The organism is Skermanella aerolata KACC 11604 (assembly GCF_000936425.1).
Lineage (GTDB): Bacteria > Pseudomonadota > Alphaproteobacteria > Azospirillales > Azospirillaceae > Skermanella > Skermanella aerolata.
Genome location: NZ_AVFK01000017.1, coordinates 1 through 13890, shown reverse-complemented (window position 1 = coordinate 13890; position 13890 = coordinate 1). Strand labels below are relative to the sequence as shown.

Sequence of the window (13890 nt, the reverse complement as noted above, 5' to 3'; positions counted from 1 at the left end):
ACAGACATGATCACCGTCACCGAACCGATCATCTGGGGCGACGAGCACGTTCCGGTAAATACCGGCTTGCTCGAAACCGTGGTGCGCGCCTTCCCCGGCGAGCGCGTGCGGTTCTGGGGAGAGGCCGGGCACATCGCGCTGATCCGGGCGCTGATCGATCCGAAGGACGGCGCCCGGGTGGAGTTCCGCGAGACCCGGCTGCCGCCGCGCGATGCCGGCTTCAAGGCGCGGTTGAAACAGGACTCCGGCTTCGTCGGCCGGTTGCTGGAAGAGGCGGCCGGATCGCACCTGATCCTAGCAAGTTCCTGCCCGTCGCTTATCGCCGCGCTGAAGGTTCGCGGCCTTCGGACGAGTGTCCGGAGCGTCCATATCGTGCTTCACGGCAACCTGACCGTGCTGTGGTCCTGGAGGTCCCGCAATCCGCTCACGCGGCTGACCGATCTCCGCACGGCGATGGGCCTGCCGAGCCGGCTGCCGGTCCGCTATTTCGTGATGGAACCGGCGATCCGGGGCGAGTTGCTGGCAACCCTGCCCCGGCTGAACCCGCTCGACGTCCGGCTGCTGCCCCATCCGGTCAGTTCGGTCGAGGCCTCGTTGGAGGGTCGCGGGGACCTGGAAACACCTGTCCGCATCGGCTTCATGGGTGCTGCCTCGGCGGAGAAGGGCTTCGGCTCGTTCCTGGACATCGCGCGCCGCGCGGCGGGACCTAAGACGGAGTTCCACGCGGTCGGCCGGCTGGGAGCGGACATGGCAGGCGAAGACCTGGACGTGCTGGCGACGAAGCCGCTTGCGGCTGGCAAGGTCGGGCGTGCCGATTATGTCGAGCGGCTGGCGGAAATGCACTACGTCTGCATGCCCTACGGGGCCGAACACTACCGCTACTCGCCCAGCGGGGTCCTAGCCGACGCGCTGGCGCTGGCGCGTCCGATCCTGGCCTTCGACCTGCCGATCTTCCGCGACCTGTTCGACCGGTTCGGCGATATCGGCCATCTCTGCCGCAACGCGGAGGAGATGGCCGAGTTGATCCGCAGCGGGTTATGGAACCGGGTCCGCTACAGGGACCAGGTGGAGACGATGCGGGAAGCGCGGGCGCCTCGTCTGGCGGACCGGCTGAAAGACGATCTGAGGATGGCGCTGGGTTCATGATCACGGTTCTGTTTTCCACCTTCAACGGCGCGGATACGCTGCCGGAGATGCTGGATTCGCTCACCAGGCTCGTCCCGCCTCCGGGGGGCTGGAAACTGGTGGCGGTCGACAACGGCAGCACGGACGGCAGCGGCGACCTGCTGCGCTCGGCCGCCGGGCGGTTGCCCCTGACGGTGCTGACGGAGCCGGCCAAGGGCAAGAACCGGGCGCTCAACCGGGGGCTGGAAGCCGTCGAAGGCGACCTGGTGGTGCTGACCGACGACGATATCGTGGCAGCCGGCGACTGGCTGACCGCCTGGGCGGCGGCGGCGGACCGGCTGCCGGAGTTCGACATCTTCGGCGGGCGGATCGTGCCGCGCTGGGGAATGGAGCCGCCGGACTGGCTGCTGGGCGAGGTGCCGCTGGGACCGGTCTACGCCGCGACCGATCCGGCCTGGACGGAAGGACCGATCCGGGCCGGCTGCGTCTGGGGGCCGAACATGGCGGTGCGGCGCCGGGTATTCGATGCGGGTCACAGGTTCGACGAACGGATCGGTCCCGATGGAACCATGGCCTACGCGATGGGCAGCGAGACGGAATTCACCTTGCGGTTGGAGAGCCTGGGCTTCCGCTGTGCCCACAGCCCGGCGCCCGTCGTGGAGCACCAGATCGGTGCCGCGAGCATGACGCAGCAATGGATCCTGCGCCGCGCCTACCGCTATGGGCGGGGTGAGCGCTTGCAGCAACTGGCGGCAGGAGGCAGCCGCGATGCCCGATTGTTCGGCTATCCGCGCTGGATCGTCCGCCAGTGGGGTGAAAAACAAATCGGCCTGATGAGGGCAAGCCTCCGCGGTACCGAGCGGGAGCGGTTCCGGCTGCGCTGGGATGTCAGCCGGCTGCGCGGAGCGCTGGCGGTGAAGCAGGACGAGGCGCCGTCGAGCACCGTTGTGGAACTGCGCCCGCCGCCGCCGGTGACCGGCGAAGCACCCCGGTTCAGCGTCGTGATCCCGACCCATAACCGGGCGGGGCATCTGGCGGAGGCGATACGCTCCGTCCACGACCAGACATATCCGGCGCATGAGATCGTCGTGGTCGACGATGGGTCGACCGACGATACCGCCCAGGTGGTGGAAGAGCTGATCCGGGACGGCATGCCCGTGCGCTACCTGCGTCAGGCTAACCAGGGAGCGGCGGCGGCGCGCAACCGGGGCATTCGGGCAGCGGAGGGCGACTGGGTCGCCTTGCTGGACTCGGACGACACGTGGCTGCCGGGCAAGCTGGAGGCTGCCGCCGCCCTGATCGCGGCGGACGGTGCGGTAGACTTCATCCACTCGCGCTGCGTCCATGATTTCGAACTGGCCGCCGGCGGCGTGCCGGAACCGGTGCTGACGGTCGAGCAGCGCTGCGATCCGGCGGCGCTGATGGGCGGCTGGCACATCAAGACGTCGAGCGTCGCGATCCGCAGCACCCTGCTGGACCGCTTGGACAGCCTGTTCCCGACCGATCTGCGGACCTGCGAGGACTACGAACTGTTCTGGCGGGCGGTCACGGCAGCCCGCCGTATCGGTTTTTCCAGCGAGCCCGACACAGTGATCGCCAATATCCCGACCAGCCTGTCGCGCGAGGACGCGATGGTGCTGCCGCGCATGATGGACAACATCGAGGCGATGAGCCGCGTCATCCGCTGGCTGGACGGCCACCCCCGGCAAGCCCGCCTTCGACCGATCCTGGAAGGCCGCCGCTACTGGGCCGCCCGTATCCTGCTGACCCGCGCGGCACGGGAGCGGCGCCTGCTGGAAATGCTGGGATGGCTGCTGCGCCACGGCCTGTCCCGCTTCGAGATCGGCCGTGCCGTGGTATCGGCCGGACGCGGCGTGGTCAACGGCGAGAACCCATCGGGGCTGTGATCGGCTACTCCTGATCGTAGACGACGTCTCTGCCCCGATAGAACTTCAGCAACTCGCGGTCGGAGATCGGCCGGTCGGCCTTGGTTCCGAAGAAGTAGACACCGCCGGCGGCGTCCAGGGCGCCTTCGCGGCGGGCCAGGATGCGGTCGAAATACTTGATCGGCGCGGTCGCCAGCTTCACTGCGACGCGGACATATTTCCGGGTGGCCGATCTGGAGAAGAAGCTGAGGCAGAAATACTCCAGCGACCATGCCAGCGCTCCCGCCGGCCCCAGCGCCATGCCGGCCTTGACCTGGGTGAAGTGCCGGAACAGGCGGCGGTGGCCCAGGAAGGTGAAGCGAGTGAAATCGTAGCGGCCCATGTGAACCTGCTGCATGAAGGGAGTCACCGAATAGACGTAGCCGCCGGGCCGGAGCACGCGGGCGATTTCGGATGCGCAGCGGAACGGGTCGGCGACATGCTCGAGCACGGCAACCGCGATGACCGCATCGAAGCTTTCATCGGGGAACGGCAGGTCGTGGAGGTCGCAGACATAGTCGGCCCCCTCCCCCAAGATGACGTCGGTATAGGTGTAGCGGACATTGGGGAGATCGGGGTATCGCTTGTCGCCGGCTCCGACCACCAGGATGCGGGCGGCAGGCAGAGCCTCGGCGACATACTCGACCGACTTCTCCGAACTCCAGTCAGACGCATTGACCGAAAAGTAGATCAGGCGCTCGGCGGCCCGGCGGAGCGCCGCGCGCAGACGGTCGGTCGATGCCGGAGCTTCGCCCCTCAGCCTGATGGTATCGACCGAAATGCCGGCGCTCTTGCGCGATTTTGTAAAATCGGCAATTGCGAAGACGCTGTTCTCGTCGTTGATCAGAACGGGCGTGCCGTCAACCACCGGAAACATGCGGCCGCAGGCGGCCCCGGAGCAGACGAGGTGCGAAGCATCGGCCGATACAACCAGAGCGGAGCGGCACCGCGGGCAAACGAGGCCGGTCGCTGACTGTGTCATGTCAGATGGAGCGGAAGGCCGGAGCAGTGATTCGGCAGTCATGACACCTTGGCTGGAAACGGTAGCCTCCCCCTGAAACTACCCGATGGTTGCCGAGGTTGGCGCGTGCTCAGGTGGGGTATGACGTCATCGTTCAGGCACGGTAGCACTAAGGCCGGAACGTCCCGGCCTGCCAGCGCGTCGATGTCGGGCTCTGATACAACTATGCGGGCTGGCAATCTCGCATAAGTTTTATCCAAACACCACAAGCCACCCCAAAACTGTTGTTAAAAAGTCGGCGCAGATGCGTTTTCATTACGGTCAGGTAGAGCTTGGCTCCTGTAGGGGATGCTGGGTCCGCCACGAGTTGAGGCAGGAGCTTCAATAGTGCTACGGTACGTTCGCGTACTTTGGTCGGGTCAAAGCTCCTGACCTCGCGAGCCGGGCGTCCTTGTGCCGCCCGGCTCCCCCTCTCCTCCCCCATTAGATTCCGGCCGGTCAGTTCATGTGGATCATGTCGGCCTTCAGGTCGGACGCATGGACGCCGATCAGGACGATCTCGACCCCGCCGCCCAAGTGCAGGACGGCGTTGCTGTCGGCATCGGTGGTGGCTGTTCCCAGGACCTGCGAGGCGAACTTCAGGCCATTGCCGTTGAGGTCTGATTTGATCTCCAGGAAGTCGGTACCGGGACGGAAGTCGCCGATCCGGTCGCGGCCCCCGGCGTCTGCGCCGAAGACGAAGATGTCGCTGCCGGCGTTGCCCTTCAGGTAGTCGTTGCCGCCGCCGCCGGAGATCCGGTCGTTGCCGTTGCCGCCATAGAGGAAGTCGTCGCCGGGGCCGCCGTTCAGACCGTCGTCGCCGTCGCCGCCGAACAGGATGTCGATGCCCTTGCCGCCACTGATGGTGTCGTTGCCGCTTGATCCGTGGATCAGCTCGTTTATGTCCGACCCGTTCAGCGTCTGGTTGCCGGACGAACTGGTGATGCGGATGCTGTCGAAATTGAGGTGGGTACCGTCGGACAGCTTGGGCGCGATGTTCCAGGTCGGATCGCCGTAGAAGGACACGGCGCCCTTGGCCTGCACGATGGACTTCGCCAGGAAGCCGAAGGCCTCCATCGCGTCGGGCGACTGGGTGGCGCTGAAGATCGAGGCGACCGCCGCCTTGGCGTTGGCGGCGTAGCCGTAGGGGGAAGTCGGCGTGCCCATGATGCCTTCGGCCGGGACCGTCGGCGAGGTGCCGAAGCTGCCTTTGAAGAAGTCGGCCCAGGTCGTGTAGACGGGACCGTTGCCGGTCGAGTTCACCTTCAGCATATAGGCGGCGCCGAAGCGCGGATCGAAGCCGTCGTCGCCGTGGATAAAGCGGCCGGAGGTGAAGTTGTCCATCCACTTCAGCAGTTCGACCGCCTGGGTATTGCCGCGCTCCGCGATCGAACCGAGGACCATCGCCACGAAGTCGCTCTGCCAGACCAGCAGGTCGCCGTCGGGCCACATGTCATGGCGGAAGAAGCCCTCGATCTGGCCGTACTTGTCCATCGCGCCGTTAGTGATGTAGCGCTTCACCAGGGCGTCCATGTTGTTTTCGAGCATGTCGTTGAAATAGGTCTTCAAATCGCTGTCGTCGGGCGCGATGAAGGCGCTGTCGCTCATGTTGCGCCACGTCCAGGCCCGGCCGCGCACTTGGTCGAAATCGATGAAGCCGTCGTCCCAGCCCCGATAGTGGGGGGCGTAGGAGGCGATGCTGTAGGAGCTTTGAGCCATCAGGCCGTCCAGGTAGTACTGCGACCCAGTGACCAGATACGGGAGGTAGTTGAGGGCGGGCTGGTGCGCGGTGTCCATTTCCCAGCCGGCCGCCGTGCCCTTGGCGAAGCCGTTGGTCAGTCCGTCGGCGCCGAACTCCGCCCAGTTGGTGCGGCCGTCCATCCAGAGCTTCGGATGCTGGTCGATCCGCAGGTATTCGCCGGTCGCCTCGTCCCGGTAGTGCCACGGAATGCTGCCGCTGGCGTCGGCATTGGCAAGCATGGTCTTCAGGGCGGTGGCGTCCTGGCTCGCCAGATAGCGGGCATGCCAGGCCGGCATGATGCCGATATCGGAGCGTCCGCCGACATCGGACATCTTCTTGTAGATCAGGGCGTTGCCCATGGGATCGGTATTGGCGCCGGCGGGCATGCCGACGGTGCCGGCGAGCACGCCCATGGAACTGTCGATCGAGGCGACGGCGCCGGTCTGCTCCAGATAGGCCACGTCATAGACGACATGGATGTCGGGCTGCCCGCCGGACCAGACTTCCTTGTGCCAGGTGGTGTTGCGGTAATGCGCGATGTTGGCTTTGGCGTAAGCGATGTTGCCGTGGTCGAGCACCTGGATGTCGTAGTTGTAGAAGCTCTGCATGCCTGGCTTGTAGGAAGATTCGACGCCCATGATGACGTCGGTCCGGACGCTGCCGTCCTTGAAGGCACGGATGTCGAGCGTGACGTTCAGGTGGTCGTTGATCGCCTTCACGACCCGGAACTCGCTGGCGAGCGGACCGCTGATCCAGGTCTTCAGGGTGCCGTTGGCGGCGGCATGGGCCAGTTCGGCGGCGGCGTCGACGGTGAACTTGGTGACGGTGCCGTCGGCATTCTTGAGGGACAGGTTGATATCGACGTCGTAGCCATGGGCTAGGATATCCGCCGCCTTGATGGCGGTCCCCGCCGGCGGATGGTCCACCACCTTCAGCATCAGGTTGACGGTGGCGCCGGCTGCCAGGGACGGTTGCGCGATGGTCAGCAGGGCATGGCGGACCGAGCCGTCCTCGTTGGTCGCCTTGACGTCCAGCTGGACCGGCACTTCGCGCCCGTCGATGATCGCGACCAGATATTTGCCGTGGGCCAGATCGCCCTGCTTGAAGACATGGCCGAAGGTGATTTCGCCGGCGGCCTGGGCCTTGCCCGTGACGTTTTCGAACTGGAGGGCGACGATTTCGCCGGCCTTGACCGCATCCGGCAGGTCGGGGGCCTTCAGCACCGCGCCGGGAGCCTTGACCTCGATCACGGCCGGCACGATGGGAGCGGCAGGGCCGTTGAAGATCAGGTTGCCGGCCCAGTTCATGGCCTGGGTGCCGGTGATGGTCGTCATCCCCGGCCGGACATATGTCGCGGTTTCGGCCTCGATCCGGGTGCCGTTGACTTCGATGTAGTCGACGAACAGGTTGCGGTCGCCGCCCGATGCCTTATCGTTGGTGTAGCGCAGTTCGATCCGGCTGTGCGCCGTGGTGTCGGACGGCGCCTTGAACGTGATGGTCTGCCACTGGCCGGTCGCATGCGACGCCGTGACCGAGACGGTGCCGCCGACCTTCTGCCCGCCGACATAAAGGTCGAACTGGGGCGGGATGCCGCCGGCGATGTCGCCCGACGCCTTGACGGTGATTGTGGACGTGCCGGTACCGCCGCCCGTGCTGCCGCCCGACGAAGGCGGCGGAGCGTCGGTGACTGCGGTGTTGAAGACCAGCTTGCCGGCCCACAGCAGGGCTTCCTGGCCGGTCAGCGTGGACTTGCCGGTGCGCTCGTACTGCCCTGCGCTGGGCTCCAGCCGCTTGCCCCTGACGTCGATGTAATCGATATACAGGTTGCGGTCGCCGCCGCTGTCGCCGCCGTCGTTCTCGTAGCGGATCTCAACCTTTTTCGGATCGACGCCTTTGGCGAGGCTGAAGGCGAAGTCTTGCCACTGGCCGGCCTTGTGGGACGCCTCGACCGAAACGCTCTGGCCGACCTTGACCCCGTCGACCCACAGGCCGAAGACCGCGGCACCCTTGTAGCTGTCGCCCGAGGCGCGGACGACGATGTCCGTGCTCGGCGCTTGGGTAACCTGGACATCGACCGTCTGATGGGTGGAGGCGAGGCTGAAGTTGGAGGTCTCGACCGCCCTGGCTGCCACGGCAAGCGTGAAGTTGTCGGCGAAGGCGGCGGGCAGGATCATCTGGAGGCCGGCCAGATCGGGCGCCTGAAGCACCCAGTTGCCGCTCTCGTCACGCGTCCCCGCCGTGAAGGTCACCCCGGCGGGGACCTCGCTGATCATCACGGACAGGTTCTCGGAACCGTCGAGATCGACGAGGTTGGCGGAAATATCCAAGGCTACCAGTGTCGGCTCCGTTGACTTCGCTTCGACGTGGAGAGTGCCGTCGACGGAAAGCAGGGGTTTGTCCGCCACCGCCGAGACCTCGACGGTCACGGTACCGGTGGTGGTGCCGTTCTTGCCATCGCTCAGGCTGTAGGAGAAACTATCCCGTCCGCTCCAATAATCGTTCGGTCGATAGGTCAGGGTACCGTCGTCATTGATGGTAACCATCCCGTTGGCGGGATTGCCGACACCGGTCAGCAGCACGGTCGCCCCGGCCGGGACGGTGTCGTTCGCCAGCACGTCGACCATGACGTCGGTGCTTTCGCGCGTGGCGACGACATCCGGGCCGGCAACCGGAACCAGTTGCCTGAGGTCGAAGGTACCGTCGGCGAACCGGAGCTTTTCGATGCTGGTCAGCCGGTCGCTGGAGCCGGCGCCCGTGACCAGCAGGCTGCCGTCGGTCTCCGCCATGACGGTATAGGCGGCGCGATTGCCGAGGTAGCCGGCGGTATCGGTGCCGGCGCCGCCGTCGATGGCGTTGCCGCCGACGCCGCCGTAGATCAGGTCGTCGCCGGCGCCGCCGGAGAGGGTATCGTTGCCGCCGCCGGGAAGCCACGCCGGACGCGTGTTTGCCGGAAGGTCGGCCGTGTTGAAGACCAGCGCGCCGCCCCAGACCATGTGGGACTGGCCGGCCTGCGTCTTCGTGCCGCGGTCGTAGATGGACTGGTCTGGCGTCAGGACGGTGCCGTTGACCTCAATCTGGTCGATCCAGAGGTTACGGTCCTTGGCGGCCGAGCCGCCGGAAGCGTCGTTGATGTATTCGATCCGGATCTTTGCGGCGGATGACAGTCCGATCCTGGTAAAGGTGAAGTCCTGCCAATCGCCGGAGGCATGGACGGCCGACACTTCGACTTCACCCAGCAAGGTTTTGTCAGCCCAAACCTTCATCCTGGGCGCGCCCTGCCAGAGATCGGCCGATGCCTTGATGCGGAGGGTGAAGGGATCGGTGACCGTGACCGGAAGCCCGTCGCCCCAGATCACGTCATTGGCGGAACCGCCGGAAAGGGTGTCGTTGCCACCGGTGCCGACGAGGGTCTGGCCGACTGATTGAGCAGTCATGATAGGAAACCTTGCGTGGGATCTTTGCTGCGGTGCAATAAGTACGCTCAAGATTTCACAAGGTTATCTCACATGAATTAATGATGTGTAAAAGACAAGGTATTTTGAAATCAGCTAGAAATACCAGGTAATGCATCCGTAGTTTTACTTATGTCTCACTTATATGCTTATTCAATCCAAAAAATGTCTCATCATAGGCTGGCATTGCTTTTGATTGCCGCTGTATTTCACGATGAATTTGGTGGAAGTAGTAGTTCGATTTTCAAAACAAGATAGGTGGAAAAGGCGACCTTTTTAAATGCGGGCGACGCGCATCCAGCGGGCGATGCCCACACCGGCCACCATGATTTCGCGGCGGATCGGGTGGTCGAGCAGGAAGGCTCCGGCCAGCCAACCGCAGGTGCCGAACAGGCCGGGGAAAAGCAGCGAGCGCCATGGGATCAGGGCGTCGCTCGCGATATCGGCGGAAACCGGATCGAGCAGGACCAGCGGCACCGACGCCGCAGCCACGGTTATCGCCGTCAGGGCGAGGCTGCGCCATGTAAAGCTCACCAGTTCCGCAACGCCGAAGCCGATGAAGCGGCGGGTGTAGACCTGGGTGATGATCAGCGCCACCAGATAGGCCGCGACCTGCGCCGCCGCGACCGCCTCCAGGCTGTAGAGTGCCGCCACCAGCGTCAGGACGGCGCGGGGGACCTGGATCGCGATTTCCCGCCACAGGTTCGCCCTCACCTGCCCGATCGCCGTCAGCAGCGGGCCGCCGAGGATCACCACCGCCATCACGGCGCCGCCGACGCACAGGATCTGGGCGATGACCACCGCCTCGTCCCACTGCCTGCCGTAGAGCAGCCGGATCACCGGCTGGGCCAGCAGGGCCAGCATACCGTAGAACGGCCATGCCAGCCCGGTCATCAGGGCCGCCGCCCTGCCGTAATCGGGTCTCATATCGATCCCGGCGCGGTACTGGTCGGCGAAGGCCGGCAGCGCCACGCTCAGGACGGTCGCCTGGACCGTCATGCGGAAGATGTTCAGCAAGCCCATGGCGCGGCTGTAATAGGCGACGGCGCTGAACCCTAGCATGCGTCCGATGATCAGTTCCGCCATGTTGACGCCGATCGTGCCGACAAGGTTGGCCCCGCTGGAGAAACCGCCGAAAGCGGCGATCCGCCGCCATTCCTTCAGTGACGGCATCATGAAGACGAGGTCGGGCTTCAGCACGGACAGCACGGCGATGCCGGCCAGCCCGCCGACGAGCGAGGCCCAGGCCATGCTGAGATAGCTGAACCCCAGCAACGCCAGCGTGATGCCGGCCGCCACCTGCACCGAGGACGTGACCAGTTGGACGAGGTAGAGCTTGCCGAACTGAAGTTCCCGGATCAGCATCGCCTGCGCCGGCAGTCCCAGCGGCGAGATCAGGAAGGTCAGCGCCAGGATCAGCAGGACGTCGCGGATGCCGTCACGGTCGTAGAAGTCTGCCACCGGACCGCTGGCAACCACGATCAGCAGGGCTATCGTCCAGGCCAGCACAAGGGCGACGCCGAACGCGCTCCTGATCCGGGCGCGGTCGAGTTCCCGTTCCTGCACGACATAGGCGCCCAGCCCGAATTCCCGCAGCGTCTGGGCCAGAGCTATGACGGCGATGCTGATCGAGAAGATGCCGATCTCTTCCGGTGTCAGGAGACGGGCGATCACCATGACCGACACGAACTGGACGATCATGTCGCTGTAGCGCGCGACGGCGGAGAGATAGACCGCCCTTCTCGTCTTCGACAATCCGGCTCTCCGGCAACGGGCAAACCCGGCATTCACCGATGCGGGAAGGGGCGGACCTTAGTGCCGCGCCGGAGCGCACCGCCAGGGTGAATATAGCGGCGCGGACGAGCATTTGGGGGTAATGCTGGGCCGCAAGGCCGCTGCGGCCGGACGCCAAAGTTCAGTCAAGGACGTGTTTCGATGACGATGAGGGATCTGAAGTCTCGCCTGTCGGCGGAAGAACACAAGCTGCTGGTGTCGCTGCGGGAGCGGAAACCGGCGCGGCATCCACCCCCCGAAGGACAGCCGGCCTTCGGCGAGCGACTGGCGGACGCCGTGGCAAGCAATGTCGGGTCCTGGACCTTCATCACGGTCCAGTCCGTGCTGCTTTGCCTGTGGATCGTCGCCAACGGCATGGCGTGGTTCATGTCCTGGGACCCCTATCCCTTCATCCTGCTCAACCTCGTCCTGTCATTCCAGGCGGCCTTCACCGCCCCGATCATCATGATGAGCCAGAACCGCCAGAGCACGATCGACCGGCGCAACGCCCAGCACGACTATGACGTCAATACCAAGGCCGAGCTGGAGATCGAGCTGCTGCACCAGAAGATCGACCTGATGCGGGAACAGGAGCTGACCTTGCTGTTGCAGATGGTGAAGCGGCTGGAGGACAGGCTGCTGCTGGCGGAAGGGGACGAAAAGCCACAAGCAAGGCCAGAGGGACGACCGGAGGAACGGCCAGAGGGACACCCGGAGAACGCCGGAACCTGACGGCGCCTTCTGGCGCCGCGAAACCGTTTGCCGTATTGGCGTGTTGGATGCGGGTGCCGGGCCTTCCTGGCTGGCAAACCGGCTGCGGCCTGACAGGAGTTCTTCACCTTGAGCGTAGGATTGATCGCACTCATCGACGATGTCGTCGGATTGGCGAAGATCGCGGCCGCATCCCTGGACGATGCGGCGGGACAGGCGGCAAGGGCTGGCGCCAAGGCCGCCGGTGTCGTGGTGGACGACGCGGCGGTCACGCCACGCTATGTCGTGGGACTTGCCGCCAACCGGGAACTCCCGATCGTCGGCAAGATCGCGCTCGGCTCCCTCAAGAACAAGCTGCTGTACCTGCTGCCGGCGGCGCTGGCGCTTAGCCTGCTGGCTCCCTGGGCGATCACGCCGCTGCTGATGCTGGGAGGAGCCTTCCTGTGCTACGAGGGCGCGGAAAAGGTCTATGAGGCGATCTGGCCGCATGACGATCACCAGGGCGGGGTGCAGGCGGCGGGAACGCCCGCCGAGCTTGAGGATCGGAGGGTCAAGGGCGCCATTCAGACCGACTTGATCCTGTCGGCCGAGATCATGGCGATCACCCTGTCCACGGTGGCTGAGGAAACGTCCTCGTTCTGGATGCAGGCCTTCATACTGGCCATCGTCGGTATCGGCATCACGGTGGCCGTCTACGGCGCGGTGGCACTGATCGTGAAAGCGGACGACGCCGGGTTGTCCCTGGCCCAGAACGCCAGCCCCGTTTCCAGCCTGCTCGGCATGCGCGACACCGCGGGCGCGCAGCCGGGTGGAGCCGACCGCGCGCTAAGCCCCGTCACCAGGGGATTGGGGCGCGGACTGGTGATCGGGATGCCGTATTTCCTGAAGGTCCTTGCCATGGTCGGGACCGCCGCGATGCTGTGGGTCGGCGGCGGGATCATCATCCATGGGCTGGAGGAATTCGGCCTGTCCGGCATCGGCCACGCGGTCCACGGGATAGCCGAAGCCGCAGCCCATGCGCTGCCGGCCATGGCCGCCGCCGTCGAATGGCTGGTCGCGGCTGCCGCCGCGGGAGTTTTCGGGCTGATCGTCGGAGCGCTGCTGATCCCGCTGGTTCATAACGTGGCGATGCCGGTGGTGGCGAAGTTCCGGGGAGCGAAGAAGGAACATGCCTGAACCCGGTTTTCCCGCCCTTGGCTCGACGCTCCGGGTCCTCCGCCCCGCTCCGGGCATCCTGGCGTTCTACGACGGCCGGATCGAGGGTGCTCGGGCGTGGTCGGCGGGTCCCAACTGGCTGGACGACGGCGCCTATGTCCTGGGCGTCTGCACCTATGCGGTCGTCAGCGGGACGGACGCGCTGGTCTACGACACCCACATCTCGCCGGCGCATGCGCGCATCGTCCGCAAAACGCTCGACCAGCAGGGCGTCACCGGTATCCGCGTGGTGCTGAGCCATTGGCACCGCGACCACGTGGCGGGGAACGAGGTCTTCGCCGATTGCGAGATTATCGCGCATGCGCTGACGCTAAAGGCGCTTCGGGACAACCGCGAGACGATGGAAGCCGGCGACCCGCCGATCAGGCCGCTGGTCATGCCGACGGCGACGTACGAGGGATCGATGCGACTGAAGGTCGGCGAGGTCGAGGTCGAACTCCGCCATGCCGACATCCACAGCCACGATGGGACCATCCTGCTGCTGCCGGAAACCGGGTTGATGCTGGCAGGCGATACGCTGGAAGACCCCATCACCTATGTCGCGGAGCCGCACCGGCTGGAGATTCACCTGGATAGCCTGCGGCGGATGGCGGAGTGGCCGGTCGAGCGGATACTGCCCGATCACGGCGACCCGCAGGGCATCGCCGCCGGCGGCTACGGTCCCGGTTTCATCGACGCGACCGGGCGCTATGTCGCGAAGCTGCTCAACTGCCGGGACGACCCGGCCCTTGCGGCGGCACCGCTCCGCGACTGGATCGCGGAGGATGTCGCGGCGGGATCGGTCAACTGGTTCCCGCCCTATGAAGAGGTCCATCGGCGGAACGTCGAGAACGTCCTGGGCCGGAGTCGTCAGAGCGAATAGTCGTTCCCAGAAGAATGATGCCAGCGGCCTTTAAAGGTTGGGTTCTTCGTTCTTTTGTGTGCACAGCTTCTGAGGGAAGTTCAGGG

Annotated in this window: 8 protein-coding genes; 5 read left to right on the top strand and 3 right to left on the bottom strand. The window is 65.3% G+C overall.

Annotated elements, in window-relative coordinates; translation table 11 throughout:
• Positions 1-6 precede the first annotated feature (6 nt).
• Together N826_RS19980 and N826_RS40310 are read left to right on the top strand one after the other, a co-directional pair.
• Positions 7-1146, top strand: a complete 1140-nt coding sequence (locus N826_RS19980; RefSeq protein WP_044431754.1) for a glycosyltransferase family protein — start codon at positions 7-9, stop codon at positions 1144-1146.
• Entirely contained in the window at positions 1143-3032 is a 1890-nt protein-coding gene (locus tag N826_RS40310; RefSeq protein ID WP_052831645.1) for a glycosyltransferase family 2 protein, read from the top strand. Before N826_RS19980 ends, N826_RS40310 begins: the two co-directional genes overlap by 4 nt.
• 4 nt (positions 3033-3036) lie before the next feature.
• Here N826_RS40310 and N826_RS19970 read toward each other — a convergent pair whose 3' ends face one another.
• The 3 genes from N826_RS19970 to N826_RS19960 all read right to left on the bottom strand — a co-directional run bounded on the left by N826_RS19970 (position 3037) and on the right by N826_RS19960 (position 10998).
• Positions 3037-4032, bottom strand: a complete 996-nt coding sequence (locus tag N826_RS19970; protein WP_345769879.1) for a methyltransferase domain-containing protein — start codon at positions 4030-4032, stop codon at positions 3037-3039.
• Between the two features lie 477 nt (positions 4033-4509).
• Entirely contained in the window at positions 4510-9225 is a 4716-nt protein-coding gene (locus N826_RS44850; RefSeq protein WP_044431752.1) for a carbohydrate-binding domain-containing protein, read from the bottom strand.
• A 294-nt stretch (positions 9226-9519) separates the two neighbouring features.
• Complete coding sequence (locus N826_RS19960) at positions 9520-10998, bottom strand: lipopolysaccharide biosynthesis protein (RefSeq protein ID WP_044431750.1); 1479 nt, start codon at positions 10996-10998, stop codon at positions 9520-9522.
• Positions 10999-11178: 180 nt separating this feature from the next.
• Between N826_RS19960 and N826_RS19955 the strand changes: the two genes are divergently transcribed.
• The 3 genes from N826_RS19955 (at position 11179) to N826_RS19945 (ending at position 13804) form a co-directional block, all read left to right on the top strand.
• On the top strand, positions 11179-11748 hold the full coding sequence (locus N826_RS19955; protein ID WP_044431748.1) for a DUF1003 domain-containing protein: 570 nt from the start codon (positions 11179-11181) through the stop codon (positions 11746-11748).
• A 108-nt stretch (positions 11749-11856) separates the two neighbouring features.
• Entirely contained in the window at positions 11857-12903 is a 1047-nt protein-coding gene (locus N826_RS19950) for a DUF808 domain-containing protein (protein WP_044431746.1), read from the top strand.
• Entirely contained in the window at positions 12896-13804 is a 909-nt protein-coding gene (locus N826_RS19945) for an MBL fold metallo-hydrolase (protein WP_044431743.1), read from the top strand. The genes N826_RS19950 and N826_RS19945 overlap by 8 nt, the downstream gene beginning before the upstream one ends.
• Positions 13805-13890 lie beyond the last annotated feature (86 nt).